Source organism: Desulfurella amilsii (genome assembly GCF_002119425.1).
Taxonomy (GTDB): domain Bacteria; phylum Campylobacterota_A; class Desulfurellia; order Desulfurellales; family Desulfurellaceae; genus Desulfurella; species Desulfurella amilsii.
This window is the reverse complement of the sequence record NZ_MDSU01000018.1, coordinates 821,891-842,571: the sequence shown is the minus strand read 5'-3', so window position 1 is coordinate 842,571 and position 20,681 is coordinate 821,891. Positions and strand designations below refer to the sequence as shown.

Below are 20,681 nucleotides of genomic sequence, written 5' to 3'. Positions count from 1 at the left end.
TTTAAAAATTAGCCTACTTGAGACTTGGCCCGTCTGTAAAGGAGGGAGTTTTGAGAAAAGAAAAAAAGATCGAGATTGTTGAAACTATCAAAAAAAATCTCGAAAATGCTCAGGCTGTGTTTTTAGTTGATTATTCTGGCGTTGATGTGAAAAAGCTTGAATCTATAAGAGAACAAGTAAAAGAATTAGGCGATACTTTCAATGTTATCAAAAACACGCTTGTAGCTAAAGCGACTCAAGATACAAAATGGTCTAATATTTTGAGCTTGCTTGAAGGCCCCAATACTTTTGCTGTAAGCTACAGTGACCCTATTGCTCTTGCAAAGCTGCTGTTGAAAGCAGAAAAAGGCATAGAAAAATTGCAGTTAAAATCAGCTGTTATGTATGGGAGTGTTTTTAATCATGACCAAATTGAGGCAATTTCAAAATTACCATCGAGGGAAGTATTGCTTGCTATGTTGCTTGGTGTGTTGAATGCGCCAGCAAGAGGTTTGGTAAGTGTTTTGGCAGGTGTCTTAAGGAAACCATTATATGCATTAAATGCGATAAAAGAGCAAAAATCTAAATAAATTTATGGAGGATTAGATGGCTGATATCACAAAAGAAGATGTTATAAAATTTATAGAAAGCATGACTGTTTTGGAACTTTCTGAGTTAGTGAAAGAATTGGAAGAAAAATTTGGCGTGAGTGCAGCTGCACCACAGATAGCTGTAGCTAGCGGACAACCTGCTGCAGCAGCCGAAGAAAAAGTTGAAGAAAAAACTGAGTTCAATGTTATTATTAAATCTGCTGGCGATAAAAAAATTCAGGTAATCAAGGTTGTTAGAGAATTAACGCAACTAGGACTGAAGGAAGCGAAAGATTTAGTTGATGGTGCTCCAAGCAAAGTGAAAGAGAATGTAAGCAAGGAAGAAGCTGAAAGTATTAAAGCAAAACTAGAAGAAGCTGGCGCAACGGTAGAAATCAATTAATATTCGTTTTTTTAAAAGGAGGGGCTTTATAGTCTCTTCTCTTTTTTTTGTTTCTTATACCAACAATAAATATTAATAAAGTGTTAATGAGGTGAATTATGGTGCAGCCTCTTTGTTTAGATTACAGAATGAGAGTAAATTTTGCTCAAACTCAAGAAGTACTACCTGTGCCAGATATACTGAGCATGGCAGTAGAATCTTATGAAAGATTTTTGCATAAGGGAAGCGATTTTGAAAAAACATTAGAAAATGCTTTTAAAGAAATTTTTCCAATTGAAGATGTTTATGGAAAGATTAAGTTAGACTACATTGATTATTATATAAGAGAAACAAAATATAATTCTACGGTTTGCAAGCTTAAAGGTATTACGTACGGCGCTTCGTTAATTTTAAAAGTAAAGCTTTCGCTGTGGGATGTAGATTCTAATGGCAACAAAATTGGTGTTCAAGATATAAAAGAACAAGATATTTATGTATGTGAATTACCTTTAATGACTGAATCTGGTAGTTTCATTATAAATGGTGTAGAAAGAGTCATTGTAAATCAATTACACAGATCGCCTGGTGTAATATTTAAAAATCTAACCCAGCAAAAAGAAAATAATTATTACGCTCAAATAATACCAGAAAAAGGTAGTTGGGTGGAATTTGAGACTGACAATAAAAATCTTTTACATATTAGGATAGATAGAAAAAAGAAATTTCCTGCGACGGTTATTTTAAAGGCACTGGGTTTTAGTGATATTGATATCTTAAGTAGAATATACAATTTAATTGAGATAAATACGAAAGATGGTATTTTTTATGCAAAGATAGACAAAAAATTGCAAGGTATTAGGATAAAAGATGATGTTATTGTAGATGGTAAGGTTATTGCTCAAAAGCAAAAAAAACTCACAACAAAAACAATTTCAGATTTAATAAACTTAAATGTAAATAAAGTGGCAATTGATGAAAATGAGCTTTTGGATAAATTCATTGCTGAGAAAATTGATAGTAACGGTTCTGTTGTGGAAGCTTTTTCTCATATTGATTCAAAAATTTTACAAGAGCTTAAACTAATGGGAAATTTTAACTTAAAGACTGTATTTAGTCAATTCGATGATGATATAATCATAAATACATTGAAAGCAGATCATGATTTGCTGCAAAAAAGAAGAATAGGTCTAAAAGAAGATATACCTGTTGAAGATGTAGCAAAAATTTACTTGCACAAATCATTAAGACCGGGTGAACATTCTTCTATTGAGGAAGCAGGTAAGTTTTTTGCAGGCTTATTTTTTGACCCACTTAAGTACGATTTATCACTTGAAGGTAGAGCAAAAATAAACGAAACGCTAAATATAGAAACACCAAAAGATGTAAGGGTGTTAACGGTTGATGATTTCTTTGGAATCATTAATCATATAATTTTGTTTAAAAATGGTAAAGTATCGGCAGATGATATGGATAGCCTCTCGAATAGAAGAGTTCACTTAATTGGGGAACTTTTATATTCTGAAGTCAGAAAAGGTCTGTATAGAATGCAAAGGCTTATTAAAGACAGATTATTAATGCCAAAAGACACAGAAGACTTAACACCTTATGATGTGATAAATACAAAGCCTGTTGCAAGTACTGTTAAAGACTTTTTTGCAACAGGTCAGCTGTCTCAATTCTTGGATCAAACAAATATATTATCAGAGATTTCACACAAACGAAGACTTTCCGCACTTGGTCCTGGTGGCTTAACGCGTGAAAGAGCTGGATTTGAAGTGCGCGATGTTCATCCTTCGCATTATGGTAGACTTTGCCCAATAGAAACCCCCGAAGGACCAAATATTGGCTTAATTGTTTCATTTTCAATATATGCTAAGGTTAATGAATATGGGTTTATTGAAACACCATATAGAATAGTAGAAAATGGCAAAGTTACAAACAAAATTATTTATATGACAGCAGGTAAAGAAAAAGATCACATAATAGCGCAAGCCAGCGTTGATTTAAACCCTGACGAAACTTTTGCCCAAGAGTATGTGCCATCAATGAAAAATGGTGAATTTATTATGTCACCTAAAATGGATGTGAATTTGATGGATGTCTCGCCAAGACAAATTGTTTCTGTGACAGCTAGCCTAATACCATTTTTAGAGCACGATGATGCAAATAGGGCGCTTATGGGCTCCAACATGCAGCGTCAAGCCGTACCGCTTATTGTACCAGAATCACCGCTTATTGGCACAGGTATGGAAAAAGAAGTAGGGACATACTCAAGGCATGCTGTGCTTGCAAACAGAGAAGGCAAAGTTATAAGGATAGAAAGCAATAAAATCTATATAGCAGTCCAAACTCAAGATGGCACGTTTGAGATAGACAAATACGATTTGGATAGTTTCGTTAGGTCAAACCAAGACACGTGTTTTTCTCAAAAGCCCATTGTAAAAATAGGCGACTACGTGAAAAAAAATCAAGTTATAGCCGATGGTCCCACAATGGATAAAGGTGAACTTGCCTTAGGTAGAAACATGGTTGTTGCTTTCGTGCCTTGGCGTGGCTATAATTATGAAGACGGCATAACCCTTTCAAGACGTGTTGTGGAAGAAGATCTATTCACATCTATACATATCAAAGAATTTGAAGTTTATGCTCGCGACACTAAATTAGGTCCAGAAGAAATAACCGCCGATATCCCAAGTGCTTCTGCTGAATTGATTAAAAATCTTGATAAGAATGGAATCGTAAGAATAGGAGCTTATGTAAAACCAGGTGATATACTAGTAGGAAAAGTTACACCAAAAGCAGAAACGCACTACTCACCAGAAGAGAGGTTGCTTAGGGCTATCTTTGGAGAAAAGGCCTCTAACGTATCTGATTCATCACTTAGGGTTCCATCTGATACAGAAGGCACAGTTATAGACGTAAGGATATTTAGACGCAAAGGGACAGAAAAAATAACTAGAGAAGAATTAATACAAAAAGAGGACATAAAAAAAATCAATGAAGAGCTTAAAAATCAATTAAATCTGTTAGAAAAGTTAAAATTAGAGTCGTATGGGTGCTTGCTCGAAGAAGAACCTTTAGAAAAAGATCTAGAGGTAGCAGATGTAACTTATAAAAAAGGCAGCAAGCTCGATAAATGTGTGCTTGATACATTGGATGAAAAATGGATAAAAGAATTACTTTCTCCAAAAAACAAACTTAAAGCAAAAGAGATTGAAAAGCATTACAAAAAGATAGCTAAAACTTTAAAAGATGAGTACGCAAAAAAGTTAAAAGAAATTGACAAAGAAGACGAATTACCCCCAAGTGTAATAATGAGTGTAAAAGTTTTTATTGCAACAAAAAGAAAATTATCCGTTGGCGACAAAATGAGCGGTAGACACGGTAACAAAGGCGTTGTTTCAAGAATTTTGCCTGTATGTGATATGCCTTTTTTGGAAGATGGTACTGCCGTAGATGTTGTGCTTAACCCTTTAGGTGTACCATCAAGAATGAACTTAGGTCAGATTCTTGAGACTCATTTGGGGTGGATATCCAAAGGTTTGGGTAAAAAAATTGACGAATTTATGAAAGAAGGTAAAAAGGATATATTGAGGCAATATTTAAAGCGAATTTTTTTAGGTAGCGCAGATGAGTTTATAGACAGTTTAAGTAATGAGACGCTTGATATATACGTAAAAGAGTGGAAAAATGGTGTTCATTTTGCAACCCCAGTATTTGAAGGGCCAAAAGAAAAAGATTTCGATTATTATAAAAAGATTTTAGATATTGATACATTCAAATCAACCCTCTTTGACGGCATAACAGGTGAAAAATTTCTAGAGCCTGTAACTGTTGGCGTTATGTATGTACTAAAATTGCACCATTTAGTAGATGATAAAGTTCATGCAAGAAGCGTAGGGCCCTATTCGCTTGTAACGCAACAGCCTCTTGGCGGTAAAGCGCATTTTGGCGGACAAAGGTTTGGCGAGATGGAAGTTTGGGCTCTAGAAGGTTATGGGGCTGCGTATACTCTACAGGAAATGCTGACGGTAAAATCAGACGATGTAAGCGGCAGAAGTAAGATGTATGAAGCGATTGTTAAAGGGAAGCCAGTTTTGCTTGGCGGTATACCTGAATCATTTAATGTACTTGTTAAAGAATTGCAGTCACTGGGGTTGGATATAGAGCTTTTAAAAGATGTTAGAAGAAGATAGGGGGTATTGATGTTTACCGTTTTAAAAAGTAAGCCAAAGTCATCAAGAGATTTTGATAACATAAGAATAAAATTAGCTTCCCCTGAACGTATTAGAGAATGGAGCTATGGAGAAGTAAAAAAAGCTGAAACAATTAATTATAGAACATTTAAACCAGAAAGAGACGGTCTTTTTTGCGCCAAAATATTTGGTCCAATGAAAGACTATGAGTGTCTGTGTGGTAAGTATAAACGCATTAAATATAAAGGCATTGTTTGTGAAAAATGCGGTGTTGAAGTAACAGAATCACGAGTGAGAAGGGAACGTATGGGCCATATTGAACTTGCTGTGCCTGTGGTTCATATATGGTATTTAAAAAGTGTCCCAAGTATGCTTTCTATTATACTTGATATGAAATTGAAGGATTTAGAAAGAATTGTTTACTACGAGGCATATGTTGTTGTTCACTCCGAAGTTGAAGAACTTCCTGTTAAAACGGTTTTAACTGAAACTGCCTACAAGGAAGCAATAGAGACATATGGAATAAAAATAAATGCAGAAATGGGTGCTCAAGCAATATATAATCTATTAAAAAATCTTGATTTAGATAAAGTTTTAAATGAGCTTAAAGAAGAGTACGATGCTACATCCTCTGATCTTAAAAAGAAAAAAATTATGAAACGCATAAAGCTCATTGAGAAGTTTAAAAGAAGCCAAAACAAGCCAGAGTGGATGGTATTGAAAGTACTACCAGTTTTACCGCCTGATTTAAGACCACTTGTTTCTCTTGAAGGTGGCAGGTTTGCTTCATCTGATTTAAACGATTTATACAGGAGAATTATTAATAGAAATAACAGACTGAAACGTTTGCTTGAATTGGGTGCTCCTTCCATTATTGTAAGAAATGAGATGAGAATGCTTCAGGAAGCTGTAGATGCTTTAATTGATAACGGCAGGAGAAAACAGGTTGTAAGAGCGTCAAACAATAGACCACTAAAATCGCTAAGCGATACAATAAAAGGCAAAGAAGGGCGCTTTAGAAGGAATCTTCTTGGTAAAAGGGTTGACTACTCGGGCAGATCTGTAATTGTAGCTGGGCCTGATTTGAGAATTGATCAATGTGGTTTGCCAAAAATAATGGCTTATGAGTTGTTTAAGCCATTCGTTTACAACAAATTAATAGAAGAAGGTCATGCTTTAACTGTAAAAAATGCTAAAAAAATAGTTGAAGATAAAGAGCCTATTGTTTGGGATTTGCTAGAAGATATTGTCAAAGAGTATCCAGTGATGTTAAATAGGGCTCCTACATTGCATAGAATTTCTATTCAGGCTTTTTACCCTGTGCTAACTGATGAAAAGGCAATAAGATTACATCCATTAGTGTGCGCTGCGTTTAACGCAGATTTTGATGGCGATCAGATGGCTGTTCATGTACCCATTAGCGTGGAAGCGCAATTAGAATCAAAAGCCATAATTCTATCGTCGCACAATATTATTTCTCCGGCTAATGGCAACCCTATAGCTGTGCCATCTCAAGATATGGTTCTTGGCATCTACTATATGACAAAAGCAAGAGAGAATGCCAAAGGAGAGTCGGCTATCTTTTCAAACGCTTGGAGTGTAAGACTAGCCTTTGAAAATGGTGTAGTGGATTTAAATGCAAAAATAAAATATAGAGCTGAAGATACAATTATTAATACGACAGTAGGCAGGGTGTTGTTCAGTGATATTGTACCAAAAGTGGTTCCATTCTCTTTGATAAATAAGATAATTGGGAAAAAAGACCTAAACAAACTTATTTCATATGTATATAAAAATACTGATTTACCAACTACAGTTGCTTTTTTGGACAATGTTAAAAAAATGGGTTTTGAAATGGCAACAAGATCAGGTATTTCTATTTCTGTTGATGATATATTGGTTCCAGAAGACAAATCAAGCATCATAGAAAACGCTGAAGAAGAAGCAAGAAAAATTCAAAACCAGTATGAGCAGGGTCTATTAACAGATTCAGAGCGATACAATAAAATAGTAGACCTTTGGAACAATGTTACAGAAGAAATATCAAAGGTTATGATGGTAAAATTGGGTGGTGCTTTCAACGAAAGCTTTAACCCAATTTTTATAATGGCAGATTCTGGCGCAAGGGGTAGTTTGCAGCAAATGAGGCAACTCGCTGGCATTAGAGGTCTTATGACAAAACCATCTGGAGATATTATCGAGACACCGATAAAATCGAACTTTAAAGAGGGTCTAAATGTAATAGAATATTTCGTTTCAACGCATGGTGCGAGAAAAGGTTTAGCTGATACCGCTCTAAAGACAGCAAATGCTGGCTATTTAACAAGAAAGCTTATTGATGTAGCTCAAGATGTTTTTATAACGATGGAAGATTGTGGAACAACCGAAGGATTAGAGGTGAGCGCCTTAATTGTAAACGGCGAAGAGATTGAATCGCTTCAAGAAAGAATTGCAGGTAGAATTTCTGCTGAAGATATAATAAACCCACTTACTCAAGAATTAATTGTAAAAGAAAATCAAGAAATTACAGAAGAATTGGCTGAAAAAATTGTAGAAGCTGGTATTAGAAGTGTTAAAATTTTTTCTGTTTTAACATGCAAAGCAAAATACGGTGTTTGCGCTAAATGCTACGGTAAAGATTTGGGTAGAGGTAAAGAAATTGAGATTGGCGAAGCTGTGGGAATTATTGCTGCACAATCCATTGGCGAGCCTGGGACACAGCTGACACTTAGGACATTTCACGTAGGTGGTACTGCATTAAGAGCTGGTGAGAAAGTCGGAGCAGAAACCAAAAAAGGTGGAATAGTAAAGTATTTCAACTTGAGAACTTCAATTAACTCTGAAAATAACAATGTGATTTTAAGTAGAAGAGATGCGGCGGTATTAATTATAGAACCACAGATTGTTTCAGAAAATGATGGCGTAGTAAACATTGAACAGACAAAAACAGACTTTTTATTAAAAATAGATGGCAAAGAAAACTACAGTATTAGAAAAATCGATTTTATAAATGAAAAAGATATTATACAAAATGATGCAAATGTTGTAGGAAAATTGATTTTCAATGTTAAAAATGGCGATTCGGTAGAAGAAGGTGATTTTTTAGTTGGAAGGATACTTGAGGTATACATAGTGCCAAAAAACTTACCTTATGGGGCAAGGATATATATAAATGATAATGATACAATAAAGCGATTTATTAGGACAAGTGATGCAGGGATTGTAAAATTTGCTATTTTAAAAGGACAATCATTTGTAGAGGTTGAAGGGTTCGAAAACGATATTGTAAATAAGCATGGGGCCCATATTTTAATTGAAGATGAGAACTCTACGTTAAAAAAGAGATATTATCTTTCAATGGGAAGCAGAATATTTGTAAAAAATAACACTAAAGTAAAAGCAGGTGAAATTATAGCTGGTTTTGATGATGTGGTTAAAAAGCGCATTATGGATGCTGACCCTTCAATTTATTTATCAAGCGCTATCATAGCAGATTGGGATTCTTATACAGACTTTTTGCTTGTTGATACTGAAGGTTATGTTAGGTTTGTTGATATAGTGAATAATGTGACCTTAAGAGTAGATATAGATAAAATTACGGGCTTAAAAAGCAACATCATAATTGAAAGCAAAAATGTTAACTTAAAACCAAGGATTGAAATTGTCGATGAAAATGGTAATGTAAAAATATCAGAAAGCACACATGAAAAGGCTGAGTATTATTTGCCTCCTGGTATTATTTTGCAAAAAGAAAATGGTGATTATGTAAAATCGGGTGATACGCTTGGAAAGATTCCAAGAGAAGCAACAAAAACAACTGATATAACCGGCGGTTTGCCTAGATTAAATGATATATTCGAAGCGAAAAAACCAAAAGATTCTGCAGTGCTAAGTGAAATAAGTGGTATTGTTTCTTACGAAGGAGAGATTAAAGGCAAAAGAAGGATTGTTATAACATCAACAATAGGAAAAGGTGAAGCAAAAAAAGAATACCTAATTGCTAGGAATAAGCGCATATTAGTTTATCCAGGTGATAGGGTGCAAGCAGGTGATCCTTTAACAGACGGCATTATTAATCCGCATGATATCTTAAGAATACTAGGTGAAAAAGTTTTAAGGTGGCATTTGGTAAATGAAATTCAACAAGTGTACAAATTGCAAGGCGTTACAATTAACGATAAACACATAGAAATAATAGTAAAACAAATGTTGTCTAAAATTATTGTGGAAAATGCGGGAGATACAGATTTTATAGAAGGTGATTTAGTTGATAAATCTATATTTGAAAGAAAAAATCAACAAGCAATTGAAAATGGTAGGAAACCCGCAATAGGAAAGATAAGTTTGCTAGGCATAACAAAGGCTTCTTTAAATACGGATAGTTTTATTTCAGCCGCATCATTCCAAGAAACAGTTAAGGTGCTAACAGATGCGGCTATCACTGGTTCGATTGATTCACTTAGGGGATTAAAAGAAAACGTTATCGTTGGAAGATTAATTCCTGTTGGAACCGGTCAAAAAAGATTTGATGATATAAATATTGAGATGAAAATTCTTGACAAATAAGAGTTTTATTGATAATTTAGTCAAGCTAATATTTCAAGGAGGTAATGGGTGCCAACTATTAACCAGTTAGTTAGGATCGGTAGAAAGAAAGTTAAAGAAAAAACAAAAACACTGGCTTTGCAGAATTGTCCTCAAAGAAGAGGTGTTTGCACAAGAGTGTATACAACTACTCCAAAAAAGCCTAATTCGGCTTTAAGGAAGGTTGCTAGGGTTAAATTAACTACGGGATATGAAATAACGGCATACATACCAGGCGAAGGTCACAATTTACAAGAGCATTCAATTGTTCTTGTAAGGGGCGGCAGAGTTAAGGATTTGCCAGGCGTTAGGTATCATATAATCAGAGGTACATTAGATACTGCCGGTGTTAATGACAGAAAACAGAGCAGATCTAAGTATGGAGCAAAAAAACCGAAGGAAGGTACTGTAAATGAGAAGAAGAAGAGCTGAAAAGAGACAAACACAAAGCGATTTAGTCTATAATAGTTTATTAATTCAAAAAACTATAAATAAAATAATGTACGATGGTAAGAAATCTCTTGCTCAAAGGATATTTTATAAAAGTTTTGATATAATAAAAGAAAAAACTGGCCAAAATCCTTTAGAAGTATTTGAACAAGCACTAAACAATATTATGCCAAAGCTTGAGGTTAGGCCAAGAAGGGTTGGCGGTGCAACATACCAAGTGCCAGTCGAGGTAAGAAGAGAAAGACAAGTTAGCCTTGCTATTCGTTGGTTTGTGAATTATTCAAGATCAAGAAACGAAAAAAGAATGTTTGAAAAATTAGCAGGCGAGATTTTAGACGCTTTTAATAATAGAGGCGGAGCGGTTAAGAAAAAAGAAGATACGCACAAGATGGCCGAAGCAAATCGAGCTTTTGCACACTATAAGTGGTGAGGTGGTATTTTGAGTAGAGCGTACCCTTTGGAAAAAGTTAGGAATATAGGAATTATAGCTCATATAGACGCAGGTAAAACTACAACATCAGAGAGGATTTTGTTCTATACGGGCGTTTCACATAAAATTGGCGAAGTACATGAAGGTACAGCTACAATGGACTGGATGGAACAAGAAAAAGAACGAGGTATTACAATTACCTCTGCTTCGACCGTATGCTTTTGGAAAGATTATAAGATTAACCTAATAGATACTCCAGGCCATGTAGACTTTACAGTAGAAGTTGAAAGGTCTTTAAGGGTTCTTGATGGTGCTGTAGGTGTTTTTTGTGCAGTTAGTGGCGTTGAACCCCAATCAGAAACTGTTTGGCGCCAAGCTAATAAATACAATGTCCCAAGAATTGCATTTGTAAATAAAATGGATAGAACTGGTGCTAATTTTTTCAATGTAGTTAAAGAAATAAATACAAAATTGGGATCTGTACCAATAGCATTACAAATCCCAATTGGTTCTGAAAGCAGTTTTATAGGAGTAGTTGATCTAGTTAAAATGAAGGCAATTATTTGGGATTCCGATGTGCTTGGTGCTAGCTTTAGCGAAAAAGAAATACCTGCTGATCTTTTGGGGTTAGCCAAAGAGTATCGTTCGAAAATGATTGAAACAATAGCCGATTTTGATGAAGAATTAATGATGGATTATCTAGATGGCAAAGAAATAGCAGAAGGTAAAATTATTACTACAATTAGAAAAGCTACATTATCAGGAAAGTGTACACCAGTGCTATGTGGTAGTGCTTTTAAAAACAAAGGCGTTCAGCCATTGCTTGATGCTGTAACACTTTATTTGCCATCAGCTATCGATGTTGGTGGAGTTAAGGGAAAAGGTTTATCAGGCGAAGAAGAGGAAAGAGAGCCAGATGACAATGAGCCGTTGTGTGCTTTGGCTTTTAAAATATTAAGCGATCCGTATGTAGGTAAACTTACATACTTAAGAATATATTCTGGAATTTTGAAAGCGGGTTCTTACATATTGAATTCCGCAAAAGGCAAAAAAGAAAGGATAGGAAGGCTTCTTTTGATGCACTCAAACAAAAGGGAAGACATAGAAGAAGCACATGCTGGTGATATTGTTGCAGCAATTGGTTTAAAATACACTGCAACAGGAGATACATTGTGTGCTGAAGATGAACCAATAGTGCTTGAGGCTATGGAATTTCCAGAACCTGTAATATCTATCGCAGTAGAACCTAAAACAAAAGCAGATCAGGAAAAGTTATCAAATGGCCTTCAAAAATTAGCAGAAGAAGATCCTACATTTAGGATAAAATTTGATGAAGAAACGGCCCAAACGATCATATCGGGTATGGGGGAGCTTCATCTTGAAATTATTGTAGACAGACTAAAAAGAGAATTTAATGTAAATGTAAATACAGGCAAACCGCAGGTAGCATATAAAGAAAGTATTAAAGTTAAAGTCAAAAAACAGGGTAAATTTGTGCGCCAAACTGGCGGTCATGGTCAGTATGGTGATGTCTGGCTTGAAGTTGGACCACAAGAACGCGGCAAAGGTATAACATTTGTTAATAAGATCGTCGGAGGTGTTATACCAAAAGAATTTATACCTGCCATAGGGGAAGGTGTTAAAGAAGCTGCAGAGAATGGAGTTTTAGCAGGTTATGAGGTAATAGATGTTATTGCTACGCTAGTGGATGGATCATACCATGAGGTGGATTCATCCGAGATGGCTTTTAAGATAGCAGGTTCTATGGCTTTCAAAGAAGCTCTTAAAGCTGCTAAGCCTTATTTATTGGAACCCATTATGGACGTTGAGGTTTCTTCGCCAGAGCAGTATTTGGGTGATGTTATAGGTGACTTGAGTTCAAGAAGAGGTAAAATCAAAAACATGGAAGATAAATCTGGTGTTAAAGTTATTAGAGCTGATATACCACTTGGCGAAATGTTTGGGTATGCTACAACCTTGAGATCAATTACTCAAGGCCGTGGTACTTATGTAATGCAGTTTTCGACTTATGAAGAAGTTCCAAGCTCTATTGCAGAAAAGATAATAAAGAAAGAAGTTTAGGAGGTTTCCATTATGGCAAAGGAAAAATATGTTCGTACCAAACCTCACGTAAATATTGGTACAATTGGACACGTTGATCATGGCAAGACTACTTTAACTGCAGCTATAACAAAGGTTTTATCAAAAAAAGGTTTTGCAGAGTTTAAAGATTACTCTCAAATAGATAACGCTCCAGAAGAAAGAGAAAGGGGTGTTACTATCAATACTTCTCATGTTGAGTATGAGACATCCAAAAGGCACTACGCACATGTTGATTGCCCAGGGCATGCTGACTACATAAAAAATATGATCACAGGTGCAGCCCAGATGGACGGCGCAATACTTGTTGTTTCAGCAGCAGATGGTCCAATGCCACAAACAAGGGAGCACATTTTGCTTGCCCGCCAGGTTGGTGTGCCATACATTGTGGTATTTTTAAATAAGATAGACATGGTCGATGATCCAGAACTTATAGACCTTGTAGAAATGGAAGTAAGAGAGCTACTTTCCAAATACAACTTCCCAGGCGATGATGTACCAGTTATAAGGGGTAGCGCACTAAAAGCATTAGAGTCTGATTCAGATAATGAATGGACTAAAGCCATAGAAGACTTAATAAATGCGGTAGATGAATATATCCCAACACCGGAACGTGATTCAGCTAAACCATTCCTTATGCCAATCGAAGATATATTCACAATCTCTGGTCGTGGCACTGTTGTAACAGGTAGGGTAGAGCGCGGTGTAATAAAGACAGGCGATGAAGTAGAAATAGTAGGTCTAAAACCCACACAAAAGACCGTTGCAACGTCTCTTGAGATGTTTAGAAAGATACTTGATGAAGCATTACCTGGAGATAACGTAGGCGTACTCTTAAGAGGTACAAAGAAAGAAGAAGTAGAACGCGGTATGGTCCTTGCAAAACCAGGCTCCATTACACCACATACCAAATTTAAAGCTCAGGTATACATTCTAACAAAAGAAGAAGGCGGCAGACACACACCATTCTTTAATGGCTACAGGCCACAATTCTACGTAAGAACAACAGATGTAACAGGCACAGTTGTTCTCAAAGAAGGTGTAGAAATGGTAATGCCAGGTGATAATGTGGAAATGGAAGTAGAACTAATTGCTCCAATAGCACTTGAAAAAGAAACAAGATTTGCTATAAGAGAAGGTGGTAAAACTGTTGGCGCTGGTGTAGTAATTGAGATTATGAAGTGAGGGTGTTTTGAATGTCGCAAAAAATTAGAATTAAACTTAGAGCTTACGAAGCAAAATTGTTGGATAGATCTGTAAAAGATATAATTGAAACTGTTAAAAGAACTGGGGCGACTATAAGAGGACCAATACCACTTCCAACTGATATTTCAAAGTATACAGTGTTAAGATCACCTCATGTTAATAAAACCTCAAGGGAGCAATTTGAAATGAGAGTTCACAAAAGACTCTTAGAGATAGACGAAGCTACTCAACAAACTGTTGATGCTTTGATGAAAATTGATTTGGCCGCTGGTGTAGACGTAGAGGTTAAACTTTAGAAGTTAAAAAAGAGGTAAAAACCTTTTGGTTTCACTGCCTCTTGATGTATAGATTATAGGAGTTAAGATATGGTAGGACTGATTGCAAAAAAGATTGGGATGTCTAGAATTTTTGTAGAGGGTAATGCGGTTGCTGTAACGGTTTTGGAAGCAGAACCTGCCATCGTTACCCAAATTAAGACGAAAGATAATGATGGGTATGATGCTATTCAGGTTGGTTTTGTTGATACAAAAGAAATCAGAATAACAAAAGCACAACTCGGCCATTTAAAAAAATCAAACGCCACACCCAAAAAATATCTAAAAGAGTTTAAGATTAAAGATACAAATGATTTTACATTGGGTAACAAAATCGAAATTGATATTTTTAATGTAGGTGATCAAATTGATGTTTTAGGTATATCAAAAGGCAAGGGCTTTGCTGGCGCAATGAAAAGGTATAACTTTGCCGGTGGTCCGGGTGGTCATGGCTCAATGTTTAATAGAAGGGTAGGCTCAATTGGAAATAGAGAATGGCCAGGTAGGGTTATAAAAGGTAAAAAAATGCCTGGACACTTAGGAAATGAGCGTGTGACAATTAAAAACCTGAAAGTTGTCTTTATTGATAAAGAAAAAAATATTATAGCTGTAAGTGGTGCTGTGCCTGGTTCTAGGGGTTCTTATGTCACCTTATTGAGCAAGAAGGAGAAATAATCATGAAAATAGAGTATTTTGATAAAGATATTAATAAGGTTGGTGAAATGGATTTTGATCTTAATTATAAACCGTCAAAGAAGTCAGGTGTTGTTGTAAATAGAGTGGTAAGAGTTTTGCTGGCTAATAAAAGACAATGGACGGCTTCGACTAAAACAAGAGGTGAAGTCTCAGGCGGTGGTAAAAAACCTTGGAAGCAAAAAGGTACGGGTAGAGCTAGAGCTGGCTCAATTAGATCACCGTTATTTAGAGGTGGTGGCGTTATTTTTGGTCCAAAGCCAAAAACTGATTTTGAATTAAAAATAAATAAAAAAGAAAAAAGAAAAGCTTTTTTGGAAGTGTTAATGGATCATATTGAGGCAAAAACTCTTATGGTGCTTAATGATTTAAACTTTGAAAAACCAAAAACAAAATTAGCCTCTGAATTGGTAAAAAAACTTGATGCTGAAAAATCCTTGTTTATTTTAGATAAAAACATGTTGAATGCTTATTTGTCGCTAAGGAATTTAAAATTAGTTGAGGTTAGAAATGTTGATAGTGTTAATGTTTATGATTTAATTAGATTTCCCAAAGTTGTGACAACAAAGGATACTTTTGAAAAATTAAGCAGGAGATTTACCAATGGATAAATGGAGTATTATTCAAGGCCGAGTAGTTTCAGAAAAAGCTCTTATGATGCAAGAGTTTAATAAATATGAGTTTTATGTGCCAGTAAATGCTACCAAGCCTGAAATAAAAAAATCAATTGAATCTATTTTTAATGTGAAAGTTAATGATGTAAATGTACTTAACTCTAAGGGGAAATTAAAGGTTTTTAGGAGTATAATTGGCAAAAAAAATTCGAAAAAAAAATGTGTGGTTACACTCAAAAAAGGCTACAATATAAATTTATAAAAAGGGGATATTATGGGGATAAAGTTCTTTAAACCGGTTACAAACGGCATGAGGTTTGCAAGTGGCAGTGATTTTAGTGAAATAACAAAAACGGAGCCTGAAAAATCTCTAACTGTAGTCTTAAAAAAGAAATCTGGTAGAAATAATAAAGGACATATAACAATAAGGTTTCGAGGTGGTGGCACAAGAAATCTATATCGTATTATTGATTTTAAAAGAGATAAAAGAGATATAGAAGCAGTAGTTAAAGCTATAGAATACGATCCAAATCGAAGCGCCAGAATAGCTTTGCTGTCGTATAAAGATGGTGAGAAAAGATATATTTTGGCTCCTGTTGGCTTGAATGTGAATGATAAGGTTCAAGCTGGTGAGAATATTGAGCCAAAAGTTGGAAATGCTCTTCCTCTCAGGAAAATTCCTGTTGGCAGTTTTATTCACAATATAGAGTTAAAAATCAATGGTGGTGGGAAATTAGCAAGAGGTGCCGGGACATTTGCTCAGTTAATGGCAAAAGAAGGCAAATATGTTACCTTAAAATTACCAAGTGGTGAGATGAGGTATGTGTTGGCTGATTGCTACGCAACTATTGGCCAGGTTGGAAATATCGACCAGAATAATATAAACTATGGTAAAGCAGGAAGAATAAGACATATGGGAAGAAGACCACACGTTAGAGGCGTGGCAATGAACCCAATTGATCATCCTCATGGCGGTGGCGAAGGTAAAACAGGCACTGGCGGCACACCAGTAACACCGTGGGGTAAACCAACAAAAGGTTACAAAACAAGGCACAATAAACGTACCGATAAATTTATCATTAAGAGAATTAATTAGGGGGTTAGATGGCAAGGTCAATAAAAAAAGGGCCATTTGTTGATGAAAAGCTACTTAAGAAAGCTAGTCAAGCAAAAATAGAAGGCAAAAAAACAATAATAAAAACATGGTCTAGAAGAAGTGTTATTGTGCCTGAGTTTGTTGGTTTAACATTTGGAGTGCACAACGGTAGAAAATTTATACCTGTATACGTTACAGAAAATATGGTTGGCTACAAACTAGGTGAATTTTCACCAACAAGGACTTTTAAAGGCCATAAAGGCGTAGTTCAAAAGAAAATAGGTAAGTAGCTGATAAATAAACAAACCATGGGGGTAATGTAAGTGGAACATACGGTGAAGTTATCAAGGGCAAGAATATCGCCCATTAAAGTTAGACAAGTAACAAGTTTAATAAAAGGTAAAAAAGCAAATGAAGCTGTATCTATATTGAAACTTGTTCCTAAAAAAAGCGCTTTCATTCTTTCAAAATTGTTGGAATCAGCTATTGCTGGTTGCTTAGAAAAAGGTGAAGACCCTAATAAATTTTATGTAAAGACAGTATGCGCAGATGATGGCATAAGGTTAAAAAGATTCAGACCGATGGCAATGGGGCGCGCAGGAAAGATCTTAAAGAGAAGCACAAACATAAAGCTCGTGTTGGCAAAGGAGGTGGGTTTTGGGTCAAAAGGTTAACCCGATTGGATTAAGGTTAGGGATAATAAGAAGCTGGTCATCAAGATGGTTTGCAAAAAGCAATTTTAAGGACAAGTTGTTAGAAGATCAAAAAATAAGAAAAGAAGTTAAAGCAAAGCTATATTATGCTGGTATTTCAAATATAGAAATAGAAAGAAAAATGAACAAGTTGACACTAAATATATATGCAGCAAGGCCAGGTATTTTAATAGGTAAAAAAGGCTCGGAAGTTGAAAAGATTAAAAACTTTGTTGATGACATTACTAAGTCAGAAGTGTCAGTAAATATTAGAGAAGTCAATACGCCTGAAACTGACGCACAGTTGATAGCAGAAAATATTGCTTTACAAATTGAGAAGAGAACACACTTTAGAAGGGCAATGAAAAAAGCGGCATACTTAGCTCAAAGAAAAGGCGCTCAAGGCATAAAGATACAGTGTGCTGGCAAATTAGGTGGAGTTGAGATGGCTAGAACAGAGTGGCTAAAGGAAGGTCGGGTACCGCTTACCACACTTAGAGCAAATATTGATTACGGGTTTGCTGAAAGTTTGACAACGGCTGGCATAATAGGTATAAAAGTTTGGGTATTTAAAGGTTATGTAATGGATTAAAGGAGTTGTTTTATGTTAATGCCAAAGAAAACGAAATTTAGAAAATATCAACGCAACCGACATGGCGTAGAAGGTTTAACAAAAAGAGGAAGTCAGCTTGCTTTTGGTGAGTTTGGGTTAAAAGCGATTGGAAGAGGTGAAATAACAAGTAATCAAATAGAAGCAGCAAGGGTTGCAATAAATAGAAGGCTTAAACATCAAGGTAAGCTTTGGATTAGAATATTTCCCGATTTTCCTCTTACAAAAAAACCAGCAGAGACAAGAATGGGAAAAGGAAAAGGTTCTATTGAGAAATGGGTTTGTGTCATAAAACCCGGAAGAATTTTGTATGAAGTTGGGGGAGTTAGTGAAGAACTAGCTAAAAGTGCATTTGAGTTGGCTTCTTCTAAGCTTAACATTAATACAAAATTTGTAAAAAGTGGGGAGTGGCTATGAAGAAAAATGATGCCAAAGAATTGGATATAAAAGCCTTGAAAGAATCAGAACAAAAGATAAGAGAAGAGCTTATGCGTTTAAGGCTAAAAAAAGGTTTCGAACAACTAGAAAATCCTAAGAGAATTAAAAATTTAAAAAAAGATTTAGCACGCGCGTTAACAAGAGTTAAGCAATTGGAGAAAGAATTATGAGCAGGTTTATTGGAGAAGGTGTTGTCCTTAGTGACAAGATGGACAAAACTAGAGTAGTTAGGATTGAAGAATATAAATTACACACAAAGATTAAGAAGTATGTTAAAAAAACAAAAAAATTTAAGATTCACGATGAGCAAAATGAATCAAAAGTGGGTGATGTTGTCCAATTTATAAGCTGCAGACCTATATCCAAAGAAAAAAGCTTTAGGTTGCTTAAAATTGTGCAACGATATGTTGGGTTAGGAGAAGAAATATGATACAACCTTTTACAATGCTAAAATCAGCTGATAATTCTGGAGCAAAAAAAATAATGTGTATAAAGGTTCTTGGCGGATCAAAAAGAAGATATGCTTATGTTGGCGATGTTATAGTGGCATCTGTTAAAGAAGCTATACCTAATGGCAAAGTAAAAAAAGGCGATGTTGTAAAGGCAGTAATTGTCAGAACCAAAAAAGAATTTAGAAGAGATGATGGCTCATATATCAGATTTGACGAAAACGCTGCAGTGATAATTAATAATCAAAAAGAGCCAATAGGGACAAGAATTTTTGGGCCAGTTGTAAGAGAGCTAAGAATGAAGGATTTTATGAAGATTATATCTCTTGCACCAGAGGTTCTATAAGGAGTTAAATTATGTCTAGTGTGTATTCAAACATGAGAACTAAACTTAAAAAAGGTGACTTAGTTAAAGTAATAACCGGCAAAGACAAAGGAAAAATAGGGAAAATTATATCCTTTGTGCCAAAAAAGAACAGAGCAATAGTTGAAGGTGTGAAAATTATAAAAAAACACGAAAAAGCAACTCAAACATCAAAGGGTGGCATAATAGAGAAAGAGGCGCCTATTGATATATCTAATGTAATGTTAGTATGTCCTCATTGTAATAAACCTACACGTATTGCAAGTAAATTTTTAGATGATGGCACAAAAGTAAGGGTTTGTCAAAAATGCAACGAAACCATATAATAGCGGAGGTCCTAAGTTGTATATACCAAATATGAAAAAATACTATAAGGAAAATGTGATACCATACATTATGCAGAAATTTTCTTATAAAAATGTTATGCAAGTTCCTAAATTAGAGAAAATTGTATTAAATATTGGCATGGCAGAAGGTGCAACCGATATAAAAATATTGGATTCAGCACTTGAAGAGATTGCTGCCATAACTGGTCAAAAAGGTGTAATTACAAGAGCAAAGAATTCTATTGCAAATTTCAAGCTGAGAAAAGGTCAAACAATAGGTTGCAAAGTAACGTTAAGAAAGGATAGAATGTATGAGTTTTTAGAACGATTTATTAGTTTTAGTTTACCAAGAATTAGAGATTTTAGAGGCGTTTCTAAAAAGAATTTTGATGGTCGTGGAAATTACACCCTTGGCGTTACAGAACAGTTGATTTTCCCAGAAATTAACTACGATAAAATACTTAAAATGCATGGGATAAGCATTTCTTTTGTTACTACATCAAAGAGCGACGAGGAAGCTTTCGAATTATTAAAAGCTTTTGGTATGCCCTTTGCTAAAGCGAGTTAGGAGGTTTAATGGCTAGAAAGGCAATGATTGAAAAATCTAAAAAAAATCCAAAATTTAAAGTAAGAACTAAAAATAGGTGCAATATATGCGGAAGATCAAGAGGTTATATTAGGGATTTTGGCATTTGTAGAATTTGTTTTAGAAACTTAGCTTCAAAGGGAGAAATTCCAGGTATAACCAAGGCTAGTTGGTAAGGAGTAACAATGAATAGAATAAGTGATTCATTATCGGCTATAAAGAATGCGCTATCAACAAAAAAAACCGAAGTAGTAATATATGGCAATAGTATGGTGAAAAATGTTTGTGAGATATTAAAAAAAGAGGGCTACATAAAAAATTATGAAATAATTAATCCTTTAAAAACACAAATAAAAGTAGAATTACAATATTTAGATGAAAAACGAAAAAAACCGGTTTTAAGCACAATGAAGTTTATAAGTAAACCATCAAGAAGAATTTATGTTAAGTCGCAAGATATAAAGCCTGTTATGAGTGGTTTAGGAATGGGTATCATATCAACAAACCAAGGTGTTATGACAACTTATCAGGCAAAAAAGAGAAAACTGGGCGGAGAGTTGATTTGTGAGCTGTTTTAGGAGG

General features: G+C 35.1%; 24 protein-coding genes. All 24 read left to right on the top strand.

Features of this window, described 5'->3' with window-relative positions:
* Positions 1-50 precede the first annotated feature (50 nt).
* A complete protein-coding gene (gene rplJ / locus DESAMIL20_RS07830; RefSeq protein ID WP_158090557.1) occupies positions 51-569 on the top strand; it encodes a 50S ribosomal protein L10 in 519 nt (172 codons plus the stop codon).
* 16 nt (positions 570-585) lie between these two features.
* Entirely contained in the window at positions 586-972 is a 387-nt protein-coding gene (gene rplL, locus DESAMIL20_RS07825; protein WP_086034279.1) for a 50S ribosomal protein L7/L12, read from the top strand.
* A gap of 98 nt (positions 973-1,070) precedes the next feature.
* Positions 1,071-5,147: a DNA-directed RNA polymerase subunit beta gene (rpoB, locus tag DESAMIL20_RS07820; RefSeq protein ID WP_086034278.1), complete on the top strand. Its 4,077-nt coding sequence runs from the start codon at positions 1,071-1,073 to the stop codon at positions 5,145-5,147.
* A 9-nt stretch (positions 5,148-5,156) separates the two neighbouring features.
* On the top strand, positions 5,157-9,713 hold the full coding sequence (gene rpoC, locus DESAMIL20_RS07815) for a DNA-directed RNA polymerase subunit beta' (protein ID WP_086034277.1): 4,557 nt from the start codon (positions 5,157-5,159) through the stop codon (positions 9,711-9,713).
* A 48-nt stretch (positions 9,714-9,761) separates the two neighbouring features.
* Positions 9,762-10,163 carry a 30S ribosomal protein S12 gene (rpsL, locus tag DESAMIL20_RS07810; RefSeq protein ID WP_086034276.1) on the top strand — a complete coding sequence of 134 codons (402 nt, stop codon included), beginning with the start codon at positions 9,762-9,764 and terminating at the stop codon, positions 10,161-10,163.
* Positions 10,144-10,611 (top strand): 30S ribosomal protein S7, encoded by a 468-nt coding sequence (gene rpsG, locus DESAMIL20_RS07805; RefSeq protein ID WP_086034275.1) that lies wholly within the window; start codon positions 10,144-10,146, stop codon positions 10,609-10,611. The genes rpsL and rpsG overlap by 20 nt, the downstream gene beginning before the upstream one ends.
* A gap of 9 nt (positions 10,612-10,620) precedes the next feature.
* Entirely contained in the window at positions 10,621-12,693 is a 2,073-nt protein-coding gene (gene fusA, locus DESAMIL20_RS07800; protein ID WP_086034274.1) for an elongation factor G, read from the top strand.
* 12 nt (positions 12,694-12,705) lie between these two features.
* On the top strand, positions 12,706-13,896 hold the full coding sequence (tuf, locus tag DESAMIL20_RS07795) for an elongation factor Tu (RefSeq protein ID WP_086034273.1): 1,191 nt from the start codon (positions 12,706-12,708) through the stop codon (positions 13,894-13,896).
* 11 nt (positions 13,897-13,907) lie between these two features.
* Positions 13,908-14,213 (top strand): 30S ribosomal protein S10, encoded by a 306-nt coding sequence (gene rpsJ, locus DESAMIL20_RS07790; protein WP_086034272.1) that lies wholly within the window; start codon positions 13,908-13,910, stop codon positions 14,211-14,213.
* Between the two features lie 69 nt (positions 14,214-14,282).
* A complete protein-coding gene (gene rplC / locus DESAMIL20_RS07785; protein WP_086034271.1) occupies positions 14,283-14,906 on the top strand; it encodes a 50S ribosomal protein L3 in 624 nt (207 codons plus the stop codon).
* A 2-nt stretch (positions 14,907-14,908) separates the two neighbouring features.
* Positions 14,909-15,535 (top strand): 50S ribosomal protein L4, encoded by a 627-nt coding sequence (rplD, locus tag DESAMIL20_RS07780; protein ID WP_086034270.1) that lies wholly within the window; start codon positions 14,909-14,911, stop codon positions 15,533-15,535.
* Entirely contained in the window at positions 15,528-15,800 is a 273-nt protein-coding gene (gene rplW, locus DESAMIL20_RS07775) for a 50S ribosomal protein L23 (RefSeq protein WP_086034269.1), read from the top strand. The genes rplD and rplW overlap by 8 nt, the downstream gene beginning before the upstream one ends.
* A gap of 12 nt (positions 15,801-15,812) precedes the next feature.
* Positions 15,813-16,634 (top strand): 50S ribosomal protein L2, encoded by an 822-nt coding sequence (rplB, locus tag DESAMIL20_RS07770; RefSeq protein WP_086034268.1) that lies wholly within the window; start codon positions 15,813-15,815, stop codon positions 16,632-16,634.
* Positions 16,635-16,642: 8 nt separating this feature from the next.
* Entirely contained in the window at positions 16,643-16,924 is a 282-nt protein-coding gene (gene rpsS / locus DESAMIL20_RS07765) for a 30S ribosomal protein S19 (protein WP_086034267.1), read from the top strand.
* A 33-nt stretch (positions 16,925-16,957) separates the two neighbouring features.
* Positions 16,958-17,308, top strand: a complete 351-nt coding sequence (rplV, locus tag DESAMIL20_RS07760; RefSeq protein WP_086034266.1) for a 50S ribosomal protein L22 — start codon at positions 16,958-16,960, stop codon at positions 17,306-17,308.
* Positions 17,292-17,918 (top strand): 30S ribosomal protein S3, encoded by a 627-nt coding sequence (gene rpsC / locus DESAMIL20_RS07755; RefSeq protein ID WP_086034265.1) that lies wholly within the window; start codon positions 17,292-17,294, stop codon positions 17,916-17,918. Before rplV ends, rpsC begins: the two co-directional genes overlap by 17 nt.
* A gap of 12 nt (positions 17,919-17,930) precedes the next feature.
* Positions 17,931-18,353: a 50S ribosomal protein L16 gene (gene rplP, locus DESAMIL20_RS07750; protein WP_086034264.1), complete on the top strand. Its 423-nt coding sequence runs from the start codon at positions 17,931-17,933 to the stop codon at positions 18,351-18,353.
* Positions 18,350-18,544 (top strand): 50S ribosomal protein L29, encoded by a 195-nt coding sequence (rpmC, locus tag DESAMIL20_RS07745; protein WP_086034263.1) that lies wholly within the window; start codon positions 18,350-18,352, stop codon positions 18,542-18,544. Before rplP ends, rpmC begins: the two co-directional genes overlap by 4 nt.
* Positions 18,541-18,804: a 30S ribosomal protein S17 gene (gene rpsQ / locus DESAMIL20_RS07740; protein ID WP_086034262.1), complete on the top strand. Its 264-nt coding sequence runs from the start codon at positions 18,541-18,543 to the stop codon at positions 18,802-18,804. Before rpmC ends, rpsQ begins: the two co-directional genes overlap by 4 nt.
* A complete protein-coding gene (gene rplN / locus DESAMIL20_RS07735; protein WP_086034261.1) occupies positions 18,801-19,169 on the top strand; it encodes a 50S ribosomal protein L14 in 369 nt (122 codons plus the stop codon). Before rpsQ ends, rplN begins: the two co-directional genes overlap by 4 nt.
* An 11-nt stretch (positions 19,170-19,180) precedes the next feature.
* Positions 19,181-19,513 (top strand): 50S ribosomal protein L24, encoded by a 333-nt coding sequence (gene rplX / locus DESAMIL20_RS07730; RefSeq protein ID WP_409212529.1) that lies wholly within the window; start codon positions 19,181-19,183, stop codon positions 19,511-19,513.
* Positions 19,514-19,544: 31 nt separating this feature from the next.
* Entirely contained in the window at positions 19,545-20,081 is a 537-nt protein-coding gene (rplE, locus tag DESAMIL20_RS07725; protein WP_086034738.1) for a 50S ribosomal protein L5, read from the top strand.
* Positions 20,082-20,089: 8 nt separating this feature from the next.
* The gene (locus DESAMIL20_RS07720) at positions 20,090-20,275 is read left to right on the top strand and encodes a type Z 30S ribosomal protein S14 (RefSeq protein ID WP_086034260.1); all 186 of its coding nucleotides are present in this window, start codon (positions 20,090-20,092) and stop codon (positions 20,273-20,275) included.
* Between the two features lie 9 nt (positions 20,276-20,284).
* Positions 20,285-20,677 (top strand): 30S ribosomal protein S8, encoded by a 393-nt coding sequence (gene rpsH / locus DESAMIL20_RS07715; RefSeq protein WP_086034259.1) that lies wholly within the window; start codon positions 20,285-20,287, stop codon positions 20,675-20,677.
* Positions 20,678-20,681: the final 4 nt, after the last annotated feature.